We start from the raw sequence: 20,960 nt of genomic DNA on the forward strand, positions 1-20,960 counted from the left end.
GGCGCCGGCAGGAAACCGACGAACGGACCGGTCTAGCGCGACCCTGACGACGTCGCCGCTGCGAGGTGCGCCGCTGCGGCAGTGAATCCCGGATCGGTGTTCACCTCGCGCAGCCAACGTCCCAACCCATGGGTCAGCTCGGCCGAGGAGCCCAGCAGCGCATCGAGCATCAGCACACGACTCTGGTAGTGGTGATGAGGATGCTCGGCGGTGAACCCGATCCCTCCGAACACCTGCAGGGAACGCTGACACGCCTGACGGGCGTTGCGCCCCGCCAGCGCCTTGACCACCTCGTCGAAACGCGCCGGTGGAGAGTCGGCGAAATCCAGTCCACGGCGATTCACGCTGCCGATGGCGGTGACGTCGGTCGATGCCCACGACAGCAGATGTCGCACTGCCTGAAACGTTCCGATCGGCTTCGAGAACTGCTCGCGGACGGTGGCGTATTCGACCGCGAGGTCCACGATCCGTTCCGCCAGCCCGTGTAGTTCCGTCGCCAGTGCGAGCCTGGCGAGATACCTCGCACGATCCCGCACGGCCGCCGCTCGCGGTTCGGTGAGAATCAGCTCACCCGCGTCGGGCGGGATCGAGACCTCGGCGAGGCTGAAACGCCCCGACAACTCGACCGCAGTGACGGCTACTTCGGCCAGGTCGACGAGCCAGACTCCCGATCCCGCACGATCGACGAGCAACGGCCGCCGGCCCACGGGTCCTATGAGGGTCCACGTGTCGACCCCGCTGCCTTTCGACGCGCCTCGCGGGAGCACTGCGACGGCCTCGCCCGGCCCTCGACCGGCCGCGACGAGAAAGGTCGACGCGACCAACGCCCCGAGGGCGGCGGTGTCGGCGAGTTCACGCCCCTGGGCGCGAAAGACCGCAAAGACCGCCTCGCGCGCGTCTGGGTCGCCCCACAGAGCGATCCCGTCGCCGAGCAGATCCCACCACCCGAGTTCGTCGAGCGCTTCGGGCCCCGGCGTGGTGTGCAACGCGCGGGTCGCAGCGGCGAGGAACTCGTCGTCGGGTTCGTTCGCCGACGTCATGGGAGCCTCAGAATCTGTTTGGCGATCGTGTCGAGCTGCATCTGTTGGGACCCTCCGTACACCGTCACGATCCGCGAGAACAGGTACTCCTGGCGGCGCAACGCGGTCTGTGCATCGAAGGGGCCGATGGCGATGCCCTCGTCGCTCGCCAGCACCGCGTCGTTCACCGATTGCTCCGAGGCGCACAACAACAGCTTGGTGTACGCCGCTTTGACGCCGAGTTGGTGTCCGAGCCCGTGTGCCCGAACCCCGGCGTACCCGGTGGCGGTGACCGCAGCTAGGTCGAGTAGCGCATCTCCGAAGGCGACGTCGTCACGCGCCGTCGCCCGACCTGCAGCATCCAGCAGCTGTTGGTACAAGAAACAATGACGGAACCAGGCGAAGGTGCCGCGCTCGTTGCTCAAGATGTGCATGGCGACCGCCCAGCCGCCGCCGACCGTCCCGACGATGCGATCGGCGGGCACGACGACCTCGTCGAAGAACACCTCGGCGAGTTCGTCGGTTCCGTTCGCCTGCTCGATCGCCCGCACGTCAACCCCGGGTGAACGGAGATCGACGATGAACGCGCTCAGTCCGCGGTGCGCCGATCCAGGCTCGCCGGTTCGGGCCAGCACCAGACACCACGTCGCGTACCGCGCCCAACTCGTCCAGATCTTCTGGCCGGTGATCCGATACGAGTCGCCGTCGAGCACCGCTGTCGTGCGGAGGTTGGCGAGGTCCGACCCGGCGTTGGGTTCTGAGAACCCCTGTGCCCACAGCTCCCGACCCGACAAGAACCTCGGGAGCAGATCGGCGATGAGTTCGCTCGGACCGTGAACAGCGAGGGTCGGGGCGAGGATCTCGAGGTGCTCGAACAACGCCATGCCCTGCACCCCGAATCGGGCCGCGACCTCCCACATGACCGCCCGATGCGCAATCGTTCCGCCCAACCCGCCCAGTGCGACCGGCCAGCCGTACCGGGCCCATCCGGCCTCGAACAGTTCGGCCATGAAGGCCCGCATCGCCTCGACCCGTTGCCCGTAGTCGACGATCGGCTCGCACACGGCCGCCAAGGTCGCACACTCGGTGCTCAACCACGCTTCGAAGGCCGCGCTGTAGTCCGCGATGTCGGCGAGCGAACCCTCGTCGGCCGATGCGATCGGCGTGCGTGCGGTGGAAACGATGACGGCGTCGCCCATCGGTGGCTCCTCGGATTCGCGCGTGAGGTGGAGGTTACGAAGATGTTGACATCGACGTCAACATCGAACCAGTGGCGCTCCGCCCGATACGATCGCCACGGATCTGCATCGAAAGGACCCGTGCGGTGCGCCTGCTGCCCGAACTCACCCCCGTCAACGAATGGTTTTGGACCTCCGGCGCCGACGGCGTCCTGCGAATGCAGCGTTGTGAGGACTGCACCCGGATCGCTCATCCCCCGACCCCCATCTGCCCCGAGTGCCGGAGCCGCAACCGGGGCATCGTCGAGGTCTCGGGGCGCGCCACCGTCGTCGGAGTCACGGTCAATCACCATCCGTGGCTTCCGGGTTTCGACCCGCCCTATGTCATCGCGAACGTCGCCCTCGCCGAGGATCCGACCGTGCGGCTCACGACCAACATCGTCGACTGCGACCCCGACACCGTTCGCATCGGCGACGTCGTCGAAGTCCGCTTCGAGGAATACGGGCACAAGGGTTCCGCTCCGCTCCACCTGCCGCTGTTCACCCCGACCGGGGAGCGCGACGACCGCGACCTCGTGGGCGAACCGGCCATCGCGACACCTCGGGCGCCGCTCGGCTCCGAGCGATTCGAACACAGCGCAGTGCTGTCGGGGGTCGGCCGGTCCGATATCGGCCGACGGCTCATGCGCGACCCGCTGTCGCTCACCGTCGACGCCGCCCTCGCAGCGATCGCGGATGCCGGACTTGAGATCGACGACATCGACGGCCTGTCGACCTACCCCGGCCCGCTCGGCATGGGGATGAGCGAAGGCGGCGTCGAAGCTGTGACCGAGGCCTTGCGCCTCAACCCCACCTGGCACAACGGTGGCATGGAACTACCCGGCCCCGGCGGCAGCATCATCGCCGCCGTGCAGGCCGTCGCCAACGGGTTGTGTCGTCACGTCCTGTGTTTTCGCACGGTCTGGGAGACGACGCACTCGGCGCTCGGGCTCAGCCGCGGCGGCGGGCTGACGGTGTCGGGGGCGATGGCCGAATGGCGCATGCCCTTCGGGGCGATGTCGGCGTCGAACTGGATCGCGCTCAACGCCAGCCAGTACCTGCACCGTTACGGGGCGAGCCGCGAGATGCTCGGTTGGGTTGCGCTCAACGGTCGGGCGAACGCGGCGCGCAATCCCGCCGCCATCTACCGCGACCCGCTGACGATGGACGACTACATGGAGGCGCGGCTCATCTCCACACCTTTCGGCCTGTATGACTGCGACGTCCCCTGCGACGCGTCGATCGCGGTGATCGTGTCCGATGCCTCGGTCGCCGGCGACCTGCCCAAACCGGCGGTGCGCATCGAGGCGGTGGGCACCCAGATCCTCGAACGGGTGTCGTGGGACCAGGGGACGATCACCCACGAACCACAGGTGCTCGGCCAGGCCGCCCACCTGTGGACCCGCACCGATCTCACACCGGCAGATGTCGACGTTGCGCTGCTGTACGACGGCTTCACGTTCAACGCCATCTCGTGGCTCGAAGGGCTCGGGTTCTGCGGCATCGGCGAGGCCCAGGACTGGCTCGACGGCGGTCGTCGCATCGCCATCGACGGCGAATTGCCCGTCAACCCCCACGGCGGGCAGCTGTCGGAGGGACGCACACACGGGTTCGGCTTTATCTACGAAGCGATCACCCAGCTGCGTGGCGACGCCGGCGAACGTCAGGTGGCCGATGCCCGCACCGCAATGGTGACCTCCGGCGGCGGCACCCCGTCCGGTGTGCTGTTGTTGCGCACGGACTGAACCAACCCGAAATCACACGACCAGATTGCAGGAGCCATGGCCCACGACAACATCCGCGTCGACCTCGACGAGCACCTCATGACGATCACGATCGACCGTCCCGAAACCAAGAATGCCTGCACCTTCCCGATGTGGACCGAGCTGCGCGACCTCGTCCGAGACGCGCCGGGCGCCGGGGCGCGAGCGATCGTGTTCACCGGGGCCGGGGGGAACTTCTGCTCGGGTGCCGACGTGTCGGGAAAGGCCGGGTCGCGTGGGTTCAAGGGCAACGACCTCGACTCGCTTCGTCTCATCGCCCAGACCGTGCAGGCGATCCACGACTGCCCGATTCCGACCATGGCGAAGGTCGACGGGGTCGCGGTGGGGGCTGGGCTCGGACTCGCCATCGTCACCGACCTCACGTACTGCTCCGATCGCGCCCGGTTCAGCGCCATCTTCGCGAAGGTCGGCTTGACCCTCGACTTCGGAACCTCGTGGTTGTTGTCGCGACGGGTCGGCGTGGCGAACGCCAAGGAGATGGCGCTCACCGCCGAGATGGTGAACGCCTCGGACGCACTGGCGATGGGTCTGGTCAACGCCATGGTCGCGACCGACGAACTCGACGGCCATGTCGACACGATCGCCCGACGCATCACGGCTGGAGCGCCCATGGCCCTGCAGATGAGCAAGCGTCTGATCGACAGCGCACTGACCTCATCGCTGGCACAGGCGCTCGAGACGGAGGCACTCGCGCAGAGCCTCGCACTCACGACCCACGACACCCGTGAGGCACTCAAGGCCCATCGCGAGAAACGACCGCCGACGTTCGAAGGCCGGTAGCGATTCGCTTGCCGTCAAACGGTGCGTGAGCTGCTCGACATACGACGTTGCACCTACGCGGCGAAATCCTCGCCGAGCCATCCGTGCGCGACGAGTTGGTCGAGTGCCGCTACGACATGTCGTTCGGTGAAGAGTTGCTCTTTTCGCTTACTCCATCCATGCACGGTTGCGATGACGCACGCTCGATCGTCGCAACCCTCACTCGACGCAGCCCAGTGGGCGGTTGCAAGTAGTTCCATGCCGTACGACGACTCAAACCCGTCAGCCAATGCCAGCACTCGATCGATCCGGCGCCGAAGTTGGTCGTCGGCGGCCACCACGACTTCGGCTTCGGCTCCGGCTCCATCAAGGAGAGCGATCGGCTCGGCTTCGGTCACCGAGGCTGAGCCATCACCGAATCCTGTGAGAAAATGGCCTTCGACCCGGTTGAGTACGTGGCGGAGGTTGTCCGCGTACGGTCCGTAAATGCCCTTCACATAGTGGAGGTTGAGGGGCTGCCCGGCGACTTGCAGGAAGTACATCAGTTTCTGGATCTCGATCAGCCCCGCGCCCATGGCGACCGGTGAGTATCGGTCGATGATGTGAACCAAAGCAGCCTTGCCCGCCGACATCGTCGGGCGATTGCCCGATGGGACGATCGCCGCAGCGGGCGGCGCCCCCTCCGGTGGATAGACGACGATGTCCGCATCGACGCTGGCCAGCTTGCGTTCGATGAGCGGCCGAACCTCTAACCAATCCAACCCACCCAATCCGCAACCAAGCGGTGGCAGGGCGATGCTCTGAATACCCAACTCACCGATCACGTGCACGAGATCGTCGAGGCCAGCGTCGATGTCCTTGAGGCGCGATCGGGACTTCCAGTGCTGCTTCGTTGGGAAGTTGATCACCCAACGAGGTGTCACTAACTGTCCAGCGTCGAAGACGAACATCTCACCCAGCTTCACGTCGCCGAGCTTGCACGCGGCGCTGTAGGCCTTGAAGTTGTCAGGAAACCGCTTCTTGAACTGGAGCGCGATACCTTTGCCCATCACGCCGACGGTGTTGACCGTGTTGACGATCGCATCCACGTCTGCGCTGAGTAAGTCGCCGTGAGCCTCTCTGATCATGGTCATCCCCTAGAAATACCAGTTGGTCCTGACAGCGAGAGCTGGCCGGTGCTCGACACTAGCGAGCAGGTCGTTCACTTGCGCGAGCATCGCCTCCGACCGCGCCGCGATCTCCACGACCAACGAGAACGGCACCGCGTCATGAACCAGCATCTCAGCCATGCGTCGCTCCATCCGGTCGGGCTCATTGCCGGTGTTGTTCCACATGGACGCCCTCATCAGCGGCCAGTCAACCTCGTCGTATGCACGACGAGCGTCAGCGTCGAACGTTGCGTACGGGTAATAGGCATTCCGATCAGTGAACACGGCAGTACAGCCGCCGTCGACCACCGTCGAGATCTCCGAGACCAAGTAGACAATCGGGTCCTGCCCACCCTGGTACGAAGCGACGTTCCCGCAATGAATTGTGTAGAGCATCGGCGACCTGGCGGCGAAGTAGAAAGGGACGTAGTCCGCGACCACGCCACCCGGCGGGATGGGAACGGGCCGCGATCGCCTGGCCTTCTTGATGCGGTCTTCCCCAACCTCCACCTTGAGCGCATCAGCCGTCTGGACAGCTGAGTCCGCCCGCCGGCCGTTCGCAATAATCGAGGGCAGGTTCTCGATGTGCGTGAAGTGAAAGAGCAGCCCATTCTGCGGAGTGGTCACGTCGCATTCCTAGATCTCGTCCGCCCCACTCTAGAGATCGCCATTTGATCTGCTCAGACCCGTTCAACAGAACCGAAGCCGGTTCGTCCCTCACCTCTCGGCCCTACACCAGCTGGCGAGTTGCAGAAAGGGGTGTCCAGAGCTCACCCGGTCACGACCGGTAGGCGCTCCCACCCGCGCACGTGCGGAGTGTGGGCCTGCTTCGCGTTGTCCCAGTCGACGTCCCACTCCGGCCAACGGTTCAACACCTCGTCGAGCGCGACGCGGCCCTCAAGCCTGGCGAGCGCGGCACCCAGACAGAAATGAATGCCGTACCCGAAGCTGAGGTGCCGCGAGATGTCGCAATGGATGTTGAAGGTCTCACCGTCGACGAACTCACGCTCGTCGCGATTCGCCGAACCGTTCAGGATCACCACGGCGCTGCGTTCCGGAATCGTGACCCCGTGCCAGGTGACCTCGCGATAGTTGACCCGCGCCTGCACCGGTGACGGGGCCTCAAACCGCAGGACCTCCTCGATCGCGTTCGGGATGAGGGAACGATCATTGGCGATCTCGCGACGTTGATCGGGGTGCTCAGCGAGCAGCTTGCCGGTCCAGCCGATGAGCCGGGTCGCCGTCTCATTGCCTGCCCCCGCCAGCAACATGATGTAGGTCATCGCCTCGTCGAGTGAGTCGCGGATCTCCACCTGATCCGCCTCGGGAATACCGAGCAGCATCCCGATCGTGCGCATCGGCATCTCGGCACCGAGATCCGCGACGAAGTCGAAGCTTCCCGCGTCGCGCAGCGGGTCGAGGGTCCGCGCGCAGAACTCGCGGATCTTCGGCTCCAGGGCGTTCATCTTGCGGGGAGTGAACACCCGCGACAACAGGCCGCGGTGCACGTCGTGTTCGGGTGGGTCCTCCATCAAGATGATGCCCGGCGGCAACTCGATGTTGGCCTTGATGATGTCGAGGGTCGACCCGTGACCGCTGCGATACGTGTCCCAGTCACGCATGACCTCTTCCACGTCCGCGAAGCGGCTCAGCGTGTAGAAGTCCTTGCGCTCGTTGTACCACCACGGCGCCTCGTCGCGCAGGCGCTTCCAGATCGGATACGGGTTCTTGTCGATCTCGCGGTCGAACGGGTCGTAGTAGAAGTCGTCGTTAAGGCCGTCGACGCGATCCGTCGTCATGCCACCACCCCATCGATCTTCAACTGGATGATCGCGTCCATGTCGAGCCCGATCTCTCCGAGGATTTCCTCACAGTGTTCGTTGAACTGCGGTGCGCGTGTCGGCACCGCGGGTGACCCGTTGTATTGCACCGGTGCCGCGACGAGCCGAAAGGCCGTGCCCTCAGCGCTGTAACACTCCTGGAGGTACCCGTTCGCCACGGTCTGAGGGTCGGAGATCACCTCGACGCTGTCTTGCACCACCGCCCACTGACCGGTGAAGTTGGCCAGCCGTTCGATCCACTCGGCAAGCGGACGCGCCGCGAAGGCCGCCGAGAGTTCGTGCATCGCCGGCGTGCAGTTGGCGACCAGGTCGGCGTGTCGCGCGAAGCGCTCGTCGACCGCAAGGTCGAGGCGTTCGATGACCTCGCACATCGACCCCCAATACACCCCGGCCTGCAGACACGTCAGCGCGATCCACCGTCCATCGCTCGTCTCATAGTTCGCGACGAGCGGATTCATCGACTGGTCCGCCGGCCCGGGTTTCCACGGCATCCCGAGGCGGTCGGACAGCGCAAGGGCCTGGCCCATCGCCCAGAGGCCGGCCCCGAGCAACGACACGTCCACCTCGGTCGCCTCGCCGGTTCGTTCCCGATGGAACAACGCTCCCATGATCCCGCCCGCGATCGTCATGCCTCCGACCGAGTCGCCAAAGCCCGGTGCCGGAGCTGGCGGAACGATGTCGTACTCGGGCCGCATCGCCCCGACCGCAGCACCGCTGCGGGCCCAGAACGCGAGCGAATCGTAGGAACCCTTGTCGGCGTCGGGCCCGTATTCGCCCTGCCCCGTACCTCGGGCGTAGATGATGTCGGGGTTCGCTGCCCGGATCTCCTCCACGCCGATCTTCAGTCGCGACCGGACCCCTGGCATCTTGTTGGTGAGGAACACGTCGCAGGTCGCCGCGAGGCGATACAACACGTCGCGACCCGCGTCGCTCGCCAGATCGAGCCCGATGCTGCGTTTGCCCCGGTTCGAGTGCTCCAGCAGCGGGTGCACCTCTCCGCCGAGTCCAGCCAACCCGGTCGAGCCAAGGCCGCGCATGGCGTCGCCGCGTTCGACGTGTTCGATCTTGATGACGTCGGCGCCGAGGTCGCTCAGCACCGCCGAGGCGGCCGGAACGAAGGTGTGCTCGGCGACTTCGAGAATCCGAACCCCTTGCAGAATCGCGGTCATGGCGGTCTCCCCCTGTCACAGCCCCCGTCGGTGGTGGCCTTCGGCGTTCATCGCACGACACAGCTCTACCACATTTTTGATTCCGACGTCAGAACCAGTTATCGTCCGATCAGACCGGGACACGATGAGGGGGCCTTCGATGTACCTACCGATCTTCGACGCCGACAATCACCTGTACGAGACCAGGGAGGCGTTCACGAAGTACCTCCCGAAGGAGTACCGCAACGTCATTCGCTACGTCGAGGTCGACGGCCGCACCAAGATCGCGGTCAACGGCACGATCAGCGAGTACATCCCGAACCCGACCTTCGACGTCGTCGCCCGACCCGGCGCCCAGGAGGACTACTACCGCAAGGGCAACCCCGAGGGGCTGTCGATGCGCGAGATCTACGGCAAGCCGATCCCGGCGCCCGAAGCGTTCCGCTCGCCCGAGGCTCGCCTCGCGTTGATGGACGAACAGAACCTCGAACGCACACTCATGTTCCCGACGCTCGCGAGCCTCCTCGAGGAACGCATGCGCGACTACCCGGAGATCACCCACGCCGTGATCCACGCGTTCAATCAGTGGCTGTATGAGACCTGGCAGTTCAATTACCAGGACCGCATCTACACCACACCGGTCATCACGCTGCCGATCGTCGACAAAGCGATCGAGGAGCTCGAGTGGGTCGTCGAACACGGCGCCAAAGCGATCCTGATCCGCCCCGCCCCGGTACCCACCTACGGCGGGCTGTCGCGCTCCATGGCGCTACCGGAGTTCGACCCGTTCTGGGCCAAGGTCGTCGAACACGACCTCCTCGTCGGCCTGCACTCCTCCGACAGCGGCTATGACCGCTACACCAACGACTGGACCGGCCAGGGCGGCGAGTTCCTTCCGTTCCAACCCAACCCGTTCCGCACCTTCGCCATGTGGCGACCGATCGAGGACACCGTCGCCTCCCTCGTGTGTCACGGGGCGCTCAGCCGCTTCCCCGAACTGAAGATCGCCATCATCGAAAACGGCGCCTCGTGGGTCGCACCGCTGTTGGCCAAGATGGCCGAACTGTGGAAGAAGCAGCCCCAGGCGTTCGCGGAGAACCCCGTCGAGGTCGTGAAGCGAAACATCCACGTCAGCCCCTTCTGGGAGGAAGACCTCGGCGAGATGGCCGAACTCCTCGGCGAGGATCGGGTCCTGTTCGGCTCCGACTTCCCGCATCCCGAAGGACTTGAAAGCCCGCGCAGCTACGTCGAGGAACTCTCACACCTCCCCGAGGCGCTGCAAGCCAAGATCATGGGTGGAAACCTCTCACGCCTCATGGGCGTACCCGCCGAATTGCCCGCCTGACCCGATCGAACAGGACACCATGAGCACCGAGACCACCGCTTCCGTCGACATCTCCTCCACCGAGTTCTGGCAACTCAGCGAGGTCGATCGCGACAAGCGATTCGCGGCACTGCGAGCAACCGAAGGCCTCACCCAACATCGTCCCATCGAACTCGGAGGCATCACCGACGGCCCCGGGTTCTGGGCGATCGTTCGACGCGACGACATCCAGTACGTCAGCCGCCACGCTGAGCTGTTCTGCTCCAGCAAAGGAGTCGGCTTCACCGACATCCCCCAGGAATACAACGAAGCCTTCGGTTCGTTCCTCATGACCGACGCACCGCGCCACACGCATCTGCGCGGACTCATCAGCCGAGCGTTCACCCCCAAGCGCGTGCGCACCATCGAGGATCAGATCCAGCGCCAGGCCGTCACGATCGTGGGCGCCGCGGTCGACCAGGGCAGCGTCGAGTTGGTCGCCGATCTGTCGATGCAGCTCCCGTTGTGGACGATCTCGGAGATGCTCGGCGTTCCCGAAGATCGGCGCCGCGAGCTGTGGGACGGAGCCAACGCGCTGGTCAATGCCCAGGCACGAGCAGACGCCGGCGACGACGAGGCCGACGCCCTCGCCGAGGCGCTGATGGCCGGAATCAGCCTGAGTGCGCTCGGCGTAGAATTCGCCAACGCCCGTCGATCCGACCCCCGCGACGACTTGTTGACTTCGCTCGTCGAGGCCGAGGTCGACGGGCAGCGTCTGACCGACGAGGAGATCGGCGCGTTCATCGTGTTGCTCGGGGTCGCCGGCAACGACACGACGAGAAACACCATCACGCTGAACGTCAAAGCCTTCGCCGACAACCCCGACCAATGGGACCTGTTGCGCAGCGACCCCGAGCGGTATATGGCCGGTGCCGTCGAAGAGATGCTCCGTTGGGCGACCCCGGTGATGACCTTTCGCCGCACGGCCACCCGCGACACCCTCGTCGCCGGAACCGAGATACGCGAGGGCGACCGTCTCGTGATGTTCTACGCGTCGGGGGACCGCGACGAGGCGCACTTCGCGGACCCGTGGCGATTCGATATCACCCGGACCCCGAACGAGCACGTGGCCTTCGGCGGCGGTGGGGTGCACTACTGCCTCGGTGCGAGCCTCGCGCGCACCCAGTTGCGCTGTGTGTTCGGCGAACTCGCCAAGCGGGTCGAACGCTTCGAGGTCGGCGATCCGCACATGATCACCAGCGCGTTCGTCAACGGTGTCGAATCCGTCGCCTGCACCTTCGTCACCGCCTGACGTCTCCCCCGAGGCCCGCAACGATGACCGACGCGCTCTTTCGCCACCACGGAGGCGGACGCTACGAACCCACCGGCTCGGCCCGCGGTGCCTGGGACCCGGGCATCGTCCACGGCGCCGCGGTCGCAGCGCTTGTCGTCGGACGACTCGGCACCCGCAGTGGGACGATCTCGCGGTTCACGATCGACTTCCTCGCACCGGTGCCCTTCGAGGAGTTGACCCTCGAACTCGACGAGCCGATCGGCGGACGGCGGGTGCAACGCCGCCGAGCGCGACTCCTTCACGGTGACCGTACGGTCGCCGAGGCGCTCGCGTTGATCGTGGCGACCAACGACCTCGAACTCCCCGACAAGGCGCTTCGTCACCACACGCCCTTCGACCCCGATGCGGTTCCCGACCTGTGCGAGCCCAACCATGGTGCACGCGAGGTGATCGGCCACGACTGCTTCGACAGCGAGTCGGTGATCGTGCAGCGCATGCGCGTCGAGGGCGACCCCCGGATACACCAGTGGATCGGGCTTGCCGGCGATGTCGTCGACGACGAGGCACTCCAACCCATCGAAGTCGCGACGGTGGCCGCCGACTACGCCCAGGGTGCGGTCCATCGCCGGCTGCCCTTCGGCGACTGGTCGTATCGAAACGCGGAACAGACACTCCATTTCGCCCGAGCACCTCGCAGCAACTGGATCGGATCGCGATGCGACTTCGTCGGATCGAACCTCGGGGCCGGCTACAACAGCGCCGACCTGTTCGACGAGGCCGGCCGATTCGGTCAGGCGGCGGGCGCCCTCGTCATCGAAACCCGCGGCTGAGTCGCTCCAGCCTCCCGTGCACCACGGTGCCGCCGATGACCACGGCCTCGATCGGCGGAGGTTGTGGAATGGGGCTGAGCAGCCATTCGCGGCCCACGTCGCACACCACCAGGTCGCCGGCGCGGCCGACTTCGAACGCGTCTTCGACCCTCGCCACGCCCTCGGGCCACATGAGCGCGAGCGCCTCGCTCACGCCGACAGCCTCCTCGGGCGCCATCGACGCGCCGGAATCGGTTCGACGGGTGAGCGCAGCCTCGAACCCACACCACGGATCCGCCGGCCCGTACGGGGCATCGCTTCCCGCGCGCAGGCGCAGCCCGGCCGCGAGGAGCGACCCGAGCCGGTGCACGCCGGTTTCGCCGACCAAGTCCGGCGCGGCGAGATAGCGATCGCCGCGGCTGGCGACGAACCCGGGCGAGACCACCACGGTGGGCCCGGCCTTGACGACGAGATCGATCACCTCGTCGGGAAGGTGAAACCCGTGCTCAATCCGGTCGTGGGAGCCGATCCCCGCCGTGATCGCCAACACCGTCTGCGCCGGCGTCACGCAATGCACCGCCACACGGCGACCCAACCGATGTGCCTCCTCGATTCGTGAGCCGAGCGTGTCGAGATCGGGAAGCCGGTCGTCGTCGAGCAAGATCTTGACCGGGCCGAGCTCGATTCCCGCCGGCGGCTCGACGTCGGGGTCGGCGGTCATCGCGATGATCCGTTGCGGCAGTTCCGCTGCTGCCAGCGCCTCCAGGTCGCCGAGTCCATTTGTGGCGCCCGCGTCGGTGAGCGTCGTGACTCCCCATGATGCCAACATCGCACCGGCCGCCGACACGTCGTGAGCGGCGCTTGGCACCCGGCTGCGCAACCACCCATCCATGCGCCACAAGCACCCGGTCGCCTCGCCGTCGAGCACCTCGACCCCCGCGGGTCGGTCCGAGCCTGCGAGCACGTCGCCGAACCCGCCGCTGAACACGTCGTTCAATACAGCGTCGAGTGCACGCGAGTCGAGCACCCAGAGTGCGCCGGTTCGATCCTGGACCCGCACCGGGCCCACACCGATCTCGTCAAGCGACCACCGGTCGATCGAACCCGACACATCCGGGTCGTAGCCCACCGCCCGCAGCCAGCCCGACGGATGGCGCCGTCTGGCCTCACGCAGCACGCCGACGAGTCCACCCCCTCGCATCAACGCTGCCGGACTGACGTCGATGGAGGCGAGCGATGCTGCCAGCGCGAACAGATGGGTGTGATGATCGACGATGCCCGGCAACACGACCCGGCCGTCGAGATCGACGACCTCGTCCGCTGGGCTGTCGGTCGGCACCGCGAATCGTCCGTTCTCGATGACGAGGTCAACGACGCGATCCCCACCGATCCTCGCGTTGTGAAGGACCAGGCGGCTCACAGGCCGAACTCCGACATGACCACCGCGTTGTGTTCGCCCAGACAGGCCGCTCGACCGAGCGCTTCGCGACGCCGAGGTTCGGCAAGGACCGCACCATCGATGCGCCAGGTTCCGTCGACGCCCTCGGTCGCAGGGCGAGCGGGCTGACCCGGCTCGACGTCGCGCAGCGTTCGCGTTGCCGCTCCGACGAGGCTCGCGTCGATGAACCATCGGCCACCGGCCTCCCAGCACCGCTGCGTCTCAGCCGCAGCGAACACCCCGGTGAGCGGATCGGCGATGGCGTCGCCGACGAATCGCGGCGCACCGTCGTCCCCCCACGCCACCAGCCCGGCCGCGGCCGCGGCGTCATCGCCGAAGGCGACCCGGTTCGAGTTCCATCCGAACCCGGTGATCGCCACCCACACGCGATCGGTCCCCCCCGCGAGGAATGCGCCGACGTCGAGCCCAAGTCCCTCGATGGCGCGACGACGAGCCGAGGAGATCACGACGTCGGCGGCATCGATCAACCCGCGCAGGCGGCGACGGTCCTCAGGGCTATCGAAATCGAACGCCACGCTCTGTTTGCCCGCATTGAGCAGGTCGAAAAATGACCGGTTTCCGCGTCGGGCACCGTCGGGGCGCGAGACCGACTCGACCCGAATCACCCGCGCCCCCCGGCGTTGCAACAGGTGACTGCACAGCGGCCCCGCCCACAACGCCGACAGGTCGACGACGAGTGGGCCATCGGGCGCCGCCCCCGCTCCGGCCACGGGACGGGACCTCGCGGAGTCACGGCGACTGACGGTGAACTCCCCGGGCTCGACATCGCTTGGCGCGGGCGATGCGTCGACGACCGCGCCGGGCAGGTCCAGCACCGCCGCCCGCTCGACAAACTCCGCAGCCGACACGGTCCGAGCGAACTCGACGACGGCGTCCCACGGCGACCCGCTCGGAACCTTCTCCCCACCAATGAGCGCCGGCACGAGCTCGATGTCGCTGCCCCGAGCCAGCGACAGCACAACCCAACCATCGCACACCTCCAGCAGGCACGATGCCCCGCCACACGAAGTACGCCCGTTGCGGTGCAACCCCATGAGCGCGGCTCGCTCCGACAGCACTCGGGCGTCGAGGCCGAAGGCCGCCGCCTCGGCCTCGACCATCGCAGCAGCGGCACCGGGAGGAAGCAGCGCTGGCCCCTCGACATCGCCCGTGAGCGTCACGACACCACTGCGCGCCCATTCGGCCTCCGGTGTCAGACCAACCATCGAATCGCCCACAACGCAGCGATTGTACGGCCAACAGGTAGCGTCGTCGCCGTGGAAGTGCGAGACCTACGGCGCCTCATCGCGCTCGAATCATCGAGCCTGCTCGACGACGCGTCGATCCTTCACGCGTCCGAGCCCCTCGTGCTCGTTCCCACCGGCGACGAGTCGGAGCGGGACCTGGCGGCGATCGCGGCGGTTGCATCGGTCGCCCCGACGGTAACCGTGTTGGTCGACGAGACCGGGCGACTCGCCGACCGACGCCGATTCGATCGGCTCGCGAAGGCGACCGACATCAGCCTCACCACCGCGCCCGACCCGCCGTCGCCGTGGATCCACGACGAGTTGAAATCCATCACCGAACCCGTGGCGGCGCACCCGCTGGCGGCGTTCAGCCTGGCAACACTGCTGCGCTCGTCGTTCGTTCGACCGGTGTGGGAAGGGCTCGCCGCCGAGGCGACGAGCTATTCGATGCTGCTCGGGGCACAGGACTTCCGCGGTTGGCTGCAACGTCGGGGGCCGGCGACCGTCAAGGATCATGTCGGCCGTGGGGTCGTGATTCGCAAACACGGCCCGATCCTTCAGCTCAAGTTGAATCGAGCGGAGGCGCGCAACGCCATCGATTCGTCGATGCGCGATCTCCTCGTCGACGCCTTCCGCAACGCTCGCATCGACCCGTCGGTCGCGCGAATCACCCTCACCGGCAACGGACCGTCGTTTTGCGCGGGAGGCGACCTCGCCGAGTTCGGGACCGCCCCGAGCGGGGCCACGGCCATGGCGGCCCGACTCACGCGCCACCCCGGTTGGGAGGCACATCAGGTTGCCGACATCCTCACCGTTCACCTGCACGGGCATTGCGTCGGAGCCGGCATCGAGATCGCGGCCTTCGCTCGGCAGGTCGAGGCCGCCGCCGACACCGTCATTCAACTTCCGGAACTGTCGCTCGGGTTGATTCCCGGCGCCGGGGGCACCGTGTCGATCCCCCGCCGGATCGGCCGACAACGAACCATGTGGCTCGCCCTCACCCAAACGAGGCTCACCGCCACCGAGGCGCTCCACCTCGGACTCATCGATCGAATCGTCGACTGAAGCGTCGGCTGGAGCATCGGCCGGAGCGTCGGCTGGAGCGTCGAAGCCCGGTTCTACGCCATCTCGTCAGCACAACACCCCGGCGACTCCTGAACCCACTATTCGGATGCGCCCCTCAGCTTCGTCGCAGCTGCTGCGCGTATCCGTCGAGAACACCCAAGATGCCCGAGTGCTGCCAAATGCGGTTTCGTCGGTGCCCCGTGCGTTCGACAAGTACTCCGGCAGCGGTGAGCTGACCCAGTGCGCGTTGGGCGGTCATGTCGCTCATTCCCAGATGGTCGACGAGATACCGGGCGTTGATCACCGGTTGCGCGACGAGATGGGGCAGAACCCGCCATGCCGACGCTTGCGGACGCAGGCCCGCCATCTGCACCCGTGCCCGCTCGACCTGCGCGGCGAGATCGTCAACCAGACGGGTGCCGGTGGTCGCGGCGTAGCGGCTCGCACGAGCGAACTCCTCGATGATCGGTCGAGCATCGCCCGCTCTGAACGTCGACAAGGCGCCGAAGTACGACTCGGTGTCGGTCAGGAGGCCGGCCGACACCGGCGCTGTCGTGTGGGTCATGAGTCCCTTGCCGCGAAGGATCGCATGAACCAGCGCTCTGCCGGTACGACCGTTGCCGTCTGCAAAGGGATGGATCGTTTCAAATTGGGCGTGCGCCACGGCCGCTTGGAGGAGCACGGGCAGGTCGTCTCGTGCCAAGAACTGCTGGAGGTCGTCCATGGCCGACGAGACAAGTTCGGGTTGTGGCGCGACATGGGTTGCCCCCCGTGGGCTGATCCCGCTGGTCCCGACCCAGACAAGGCTGTTTCGATAGCACCCAGCGTGTTGCTCCCAACCCGGTTGGCGGGAGATGAGTTCGGCGTGCATTGCCAAGACGGCCGCTTCATCCAAGTTGTCGGCGAGTACGAGGGCGGCTTCCATCGCCCGCACATTCGCAGCAACGATCTTCGCGTTGGTGCTGCTCGGCTGAGCAATCTCAGCGAGTGCGAGCTGCCGCGCCCCCACGGTGAGGTTCTCGATCTGCGACGACGATGCCGATTCGGTGCGCAGCAGGATCGAAGACATCGGGCCGAGCGCAGGGTGCTCGATACCGAGGACGGCCTGTGTGTAGGAGTCGAATCGCGCCAAGGCCGCCGACGCTTCCTCGATGTCCGCGGTGAGGTCGGACGGAACCGTCGGGCGGTAGCTGGCGATCGTCGCCGGCACCACCGATTGGTAGGGGCCGGAACCGGCCGCGACCCGCGCGCGACTCGACATCCCGTCGGACTCCGCGATCCACTCGTGATCCTCGAGCCTGACGGGCTCAATCGGCAGCGCTGGATCTGTGATCATTGTCCTATTCTACTAACAGTTTGGATAAATGTGTTAGTACATGAGGTCGAGTTCATGAGTCATCCACCGGATGCTCACGACACTTCGACCCGATGGGCAACGGTGGCGGGATGGACGTGCACGACAACGCGATCGTCGATGCGTAGCGGGGCCGCGCCCGCCGTCGACTGCTCGGAACGCAGCCGCACGGAGCCGTGAGTGACGACGGCACCTGCATCAGCCTTGGCATCAACCTCGGCACCCACGTCCACATCCACGAGCAGCGTCGCTCCGGTGTATTCGACCCCGACGACCCGACCGAGCGGCCACGCGCTCGTGCGCTCGAACGTGAGGCACTCGGGTCGGATCATGACCGTGTCCCCCGCCGCGACCGGAGCGCCGACACGAACCGGGCCGACCACGGTGTCGGCCAACGTGTCGACCTCGCGATCGCCCACGGTACGCACTTCGAGGAAGTTGGCGTCGCCCACGAACCGGGCGACCCAGTCATCGACCGGGCGGTCGTAGACGTCACTGGGCGTGCCGAACTGGGCGATGCGACCATCGCGCATCACCGCGACGCGATCCGCCACCGCGAACGCCTCGTCCCGATCGTGGGTCACGATGACCGTCGGAGTCGCCGAGCGTCGCAGCACCTCGGTGACCTCGCGCCGCAACGACCGTCGCAGCCGGGCGTCCAGGTTCGAGAACGGCTCGTCCAACAACACCACCGCCGGCCTCGGCGCCAACGCCCGAGCCAACGCAACGCGTTGTTGTTGACCCCCCGACAGTTGATCCGGATACCGGTCTTCGAATCCCGCCAGGTCGACCATCGCCAGCAGTTCGCTCACCCGCGACGTCCGGTCCTCACCCTTCGCCAGACCGAAGGCGATGTTGTGGGCGACGTCGAGGTGCGCGAACAGTGCCCCGTTCTGAAACACCAGCCCGACCCCGCGCCGTTCGGGCGCGACGTGCACGGCTTTACCCGACGCGGGGTCTGACCCCGCAACGACGCGCTGCGCACCGTGTGCCGAGGCCAACTCCACGACGCCCCCGTCGAGTCGCTCCAAACCCGCAATGATGCGCAGTAGCGTCGATTTTCCACATCCGGAGGGGCCGAGCAGGGCCACGATCTCGGCGGGCGCGACGTCGAAGGTGCACTCGTCGAGCACCATGTTCGACCCAAAGGATTTCGACACCCCCCGGACCGAAACCGCCGCGGCGGCGCCCACGGTCAGGACCCGGCGTCGGCCGCGCCGTCGTTGGATGGGCCGTCGCTGGATGGGCCCACATCGGCCACGGGAACATACGGGGATTCCGGCCGCAACGTCGGGAACAACACCACGTCGCGAATCGTGGTCGTGTTGGTGAGCAACATCACGAGACGGTCCATCCCGATGCCGAGCCCCACCGTTGGGGGCAGCCCGTAGTCGAGCGCGCGCAGATAGTCCTCGTCGACCACCATCGCCTCGTCGTCGCCATCGGCCTTCTGCGCCGCCTGCTCCTCGAAGCGCTCCCGCTGATCATCGGGGTCGCACAACTCCGAGAACCCGTTGCACAATTCCCGTCCGGCGACGATCCCCTCGAAACGCTCGGTCAACAACTCGTCGTCGCGGTGCACCCGGGACAGCGGCGAGACCTCCTTGGGGTAGTCGATCACGAAGGTCGGCTCCCAGAGCGTGTGCTCGACGGTCTTTTCGTACAGCTCCAGCAGCAACTTCCCTGCGCCGTAGGACTCCTTCCACGGCGTGTCGTGTTCGTCGCACAGACGCCGAAGCTCCCCGACCGGCGTGTGTACATCGACCTCGACCCCGATCTGCTCACTCAGCAGCGTCGCCAACGGAGCGCGCCGCCACGGGGCCGACAGGTCGAGTTCGCGATCGCCGTAGGTGACCACGGTGGAGCCGCAGATCTGCGTCGCCAGGTGCGCGATGAGTTGCTCGGTGAGATCCATGTGCACGTGGTAGTCGCCGTAGGCCTCGTAGCACTCGAGCATGGTGAACTCGGGGTTGTGTCGGGTCGACATCCCCTCGTTGCGAAACACCCGCCCGATCTCGAACACCTTGGTGAACCCGCCGACGACCAGGCGCTTCAGGTAGAGCTCCGGGGCGATGCGCAGGAACAGCTCGGAATCGAGCGCGTTGTGATGCGTCGCAAACGGACGGGCTAACGCCCCGCCGGCAAGCGGGTGCAGGATCGGCGTCTCGACCTCCAGGTAGCCGCGGTCCTCCATGAAGCGTCGGGTCAGCGACAGGATGCGACTGCGGTTGGTGAATGCGGCCCGTGCCTCGTCGGTCACCCACAGGTCGACGTAACGCTGCCGGTAGCGCATGTCGGTATCGGTGATGCCGTGCCACTTGTCGGGGAACGACCGACGGGTCGGCGCCAACAGCGTCCAGTCATCGACGCGCACCGACAACTCGCCCCGTTTGGTCGTCATCACCTCGCCGGTCACCGAGATCCAATCGCCGAGGCTCAAGGCGGTGAAGCGTTCGAAATCGGGGGTCGTCTGGCTCGGCGCGAACAGCTGAATCCGACCCGTCTGATCCGCGAGGGTGCCGAAGGCCAACTTGCCCTGCACGCGCCGCAACATGAGTCGACCGGCGATCGCTGCTCGCACACCGGTCTCGGTGCCCGGCTCCAGGCCTGCGAAGCGATCGGCGAGGGCAGCGGCAGTATCGGTGACCTCGGCGCGATGCGGCAGCGCCGGCGTTTCGGCGCTCGGAGGTGAGTCGGCGGTGGTGTGGTTCGGCTCGGTGGTCATCGATTCTTCTCCCAGATGAGGCGCAGGCCGTGCAGCGTGAGCCACGGCTCGACATGTTCGATGGCGTCGGACAACGGCGCGACCAGATCGGCGAGGCCGCCCGTGGCGATGACGGTGGCATCGCCGACGACCTCTTCGATTCGGTCACTCATGCCGTCGATCATCGACGCCCAGCCGTACAGCACGCCCGACTGGATCGACTCCATCGTCGTCTTGCCGATGACCGAGCGGGGCTCGGTCAGCTCGACCCGACGCAGCGCGGCAGCACGGCCGAACAGCGCATCGAGGCTGATTTCGATTCCAGGGATGATCGCACCGCCCAGATACTCTCCGGCAGCCGAGATCACATCGAAGGTGGTCGCGGTACCGAAATCGACCACGATCGTCGGGCCGCCGTACAGGTCGTAGGCCCCGACCGCATTCGCGATGCGATCCGCTCCGACCTCCTTCGGGTTGTCGTAGAGCACCGGCATCCCGGTCTTCACCCCGGCGCCCAACACCACCGGATCGATGTCGAGGTACCGCTCGCACATGCGGCGCAGCTCGAAGGTCACATCGGGCACCCCGGACGACACCGCCACCCCCGACACGTCCTGGCGCCAATCGTGGCCGGCGCTCAGCAGAAACTCGCTGAACAACAGTGCGAGTTCGTCACAGGTGCGCGTCGCGTTCGTGGCGATGCGCCAATGGTCGAGCAGCTCATGGCTTTCCTCGCCGCGCTTGTAGAGCCCGATGACGGTCTGGGTGTTGCCAACGTCGATCGCCAGAAGCACCGGCGTCTCCTTTTGTCGAACCTGAATGGTTGATGT

At 66.4% G+C, this 20,960-nt stretch carries 18 protein-coding genes; 6 read left to right on the top strand and 12 right to left on the bottom strand.

Translation table 11 applies throughout. From position 1 onward, the window contains the following. Nucleotides 1-32: 32 nt before the first annotated feature. The gene (locus tag M9952_00360; protein ID MCO5311384.1) at nucleotides 33-1,040 is read right to left on the bottom strand and encodes a hypothetical protein; all 1,008 of its coding nucleotides are present in this window, start codon (nucleotides 1,038-1,040) and stop codon (nucleotides 33-35) included. Beyond that, on the bottom strand, nucleotides 1,037-2,218 hold the full coding sequence (locus tag M9952_00365; GenBank protein MCO5311385.1) for an acyl-CoA dehydrogenase family protein: 1,182 nt from the start codon (nucleotides 2,216-2,218) through the stop codon (nucleotides 1,037-1,039). The genes M9952_00360 and M9952_00365 overlap by 4 nt, the downstream gene beginning before the upstream one ends. Before the next feature lie 125 nt (nucleotides 2,219-2,343). Between M9952_00365 and M9952_00370 the strand changes: the two genes are divergently transcribed. Both M9952_00370 and M9952_00375 read left to right on the top strand, forming a co-directional pair. Beyond that, nucleotides 2,344-3,981, top strand: coding sequence for an OB-fold domain-containing protein (locus tag M9952_00370; GenBank protein ID MCO5311386.1), 1,638 nt, complete (start codon nucleotides 2,344-2,346; stop codon nucleotides 3,979-3,981). A gap of 36 nt (nucleotides 3,982-4,017) precedes the next feature. Next, nucleotides 4,018-4,800 (top strand): enoyl-CoA hydratase-related protein, encoded by a 783-nt coding sequence (locus tag M9952_00375; GenBank protein MCO5311387.1) that lies wholly within the window; start codon nucleotides 4,018-4,020, stop codon nucleotides 4,798-4,800. Nucleotides 4,801-4,853: 53 nt separating this feature from the next. Here M9952_00375 and M9952_00380 read toward each other — a convergent pair whose 3' ends face one another. From M9952_00380 to M9952_00395, 4 genes are all read right to left on the bottom strand, one after another. Continuing rightward, a complete protein-coding gene (locus M9952_00380; GenBank protein ID MCO5311388.1) occupies nucleotides 4,854-5,906 on the bottom strand; it encodes a macro domain-containing protein in 1,053 nt (350 codons plus the stop codon). A 9-nt stretch (nucleotides 5,907-5,915) separates the two neighbouring features. Then, nucleotides 5,916-6,554: a DUF4433 domain-containing protein gene (locus tag M9952_00385; protein ID MCO5311389.1), complete on the bottom strand. Its 639-nt coding sequence runs from the start codon at nucleotides 6,552-6,554 to the stop codon at nucleotides 5,916-5,918. 143 nt (nucleotides 6,555-6,697) lie between these two features. After that, on the bottom strand, nucleotides 6,698-7,726 hold the full coding sequence (locus M9952_00390; GenBank protein ID MCO5311390.1) for a cytochrome P450: 1,029 nt from the start codon (nucleotides 7,724-7,726) through the stop codon (nucleotides 6,698-6,700). After that, nucleotides 7,723-8,937 carry a CoA transferase gene (locus M9952_00395; GenBank protein ID MCO5311391.1) on the bottom strand — a complete coding sequence of 405 codons (1,215 nt, stop codon included), beginning with the start codon at nucleotides 8,935-8,937 and terminating at the stop codon, nucleotides 7,723-7,725. Before M9952_00395 ends, M9952_00390 begins: the two co-directional genes overlap by 4 nt. 139 nt (nucleotides 8,938-9,076) lie before the next feature. Between M9952_00395 and M9952_00400 the strand changes: the two genes are divergently transcribed. The 3 genes from M9952_00400 to M9952_00410 are packed head-to-tail and all read left to right on the top strand — an operon-like array spanning nucleotide 9,077 to nucleotide 12,343. After that, the gene (locus M9952_00400; protein ID MCO5311392.1) at nucleotides 9,077-10,261 is read left to right on the top strand and encodes an amidohydrolase; all 1,185 of its coding nucleotides are present in this window, start codon (nucleotides 9,077-9,079) and stop codon (nucleotides 10,259-10,261) included. A gap of 19 nt (nucleotides 10,262-10,280) precedes the next feature. Continuing rightward, entirely contained in the window at nucleotides 10,281-11,531 is a 1,251-nt protein-coding gene (locus M9952_00405) for a cytochrome P450 (protein ID MCO5311393.1), read from the top strand. 23 nt (nucleotides 11,532-11,554) lie between these two features. Beyond that, the gene (locus tag M9952_00410; protein ID MCO5311394.1) at nucleotides 11,555-12,343 is read left to right on the top strand and encodes a thioesterase family protein; all 789 of its coding nucleotides are present in this window, start codon (nucleotides 11,555-11,557) and stop codon (nucleotides 12,341-12,343) included. Here the strand turns inward: M9952_00410 and M9952_00415 are convergent. Further along, a complete protein-coding gene (locus tag M9952_00415) occupies nucleotides 12,324-13,742 on the bottom strand; it encodes an amidohydrolase family protein (GenBank protein MCO5311395.1) in 1,419 nt (472 codons plus the stop codon). The two genes, M9952_00410 and M9952_00415, sit on opposite strands and share 20 nt — an antisense overlap. Further along, a complete protein-coding gene (locus M9952_00420; protein ID MCO5311396.1) occupies nucleotides 13,739-14,998 on the bottom strand; it encodes a CoA transferase in 1,260 nt (419 codons plus the stop codon). The genes M9952_00415 and M9952_00420 overlap by 4 nt, the downstream gene beginning before the upstream one ends. Before the next feature lie 39 nt (nucleotides 14,999-15,037). Here M9952_00420 and M9952_00425 point away from each other — a divergent pair, with 39 nt between their 5' ends. Beyond that, nucleotides 15,038-16,072 (top strand): enoyl-CoA hydratase/isomerase family protein, encoded by a 1,035-nt coding sequence (locus M9952_00425; GenBank protein ID MCO5311397.1) that lies wholly within the window; start codon nucleotides 15,038-15,040, stop codon nucleotides 16,070-16,072. Nucleotides 16,073-16,187: 115 nt separating this feature from the next. Here the strand turns inward: M9952_00425 and M9952_00430 are convergent, their stop codons facing one another. The 4 genes from M9952_00430 to M9952_00445 form a co-directional block, all read right to left on the bottom strand. Continuing rightward, on the bottom strand, nucleotides 16,188-17,408 hold the full coding sequence (locus M9952_00430) for a Fic family protein (protein MCO5311398.1): 1,221 nt from the start codon (nucleotides 17,406-17,408) through the stop codon (nucleotides 16,188-16,190). A gap of 74 nt (nucleotides 17,409-17,482) precedes the next feature. Further along, complete coding sequence (locus M9952_00435; protein MCO5311399.1) at nucleotides 17,483-18,586, bottom strand: ABC transporter ATP-binding protein; 1,104 nt, start codon at nucleotides 18,584-18,586, stop codon at nucleotides 17,483-17,485. A 35-nt stretch (nucleotides 18,587-18,621) separates the two neighbouring features. Beyond that, on the bottom strand, nucleotides 18,622-20,151 hold the full coding sequence (gene lysS, locus M9952_00440) for a lysine--tRNA ligase (GenBank protein ID MCO5311400.1): 1,530 nt from the start codon (nucleotides 20,149-20,151) through the stop codon (nucleotides 18,622-18,624). Beyond that, nucleotides 20,148-20,924 carry a type III pantothenate kinase gene (locus tag M9952_00445; GenBank protein MCO5311401.1) on the bottom strand — a complete coding sequence of 259 codons (777 nt, stop codon included), beginning with the start codon at nucleotides 20,922-20,924 and terminating at the stop codon, nucleotides 20,148-20,150. The genes lysS and M9952_00445 overlap by 4 nt, the downstream gene beginning before the upstream one ends. Between the last annotated feature and the right edge of the window lie 36 nt (nucleotides 20,925-20,960).

This window comes from Microthrixaceae bacterium, from assembly GCA_023957975.1.
Taxonomy (GTDB): Bacteria; Actinomycetota; Acidimicrobiia; order Acidimicrobiales; family Microtrichaceae; genus JAMLGM01.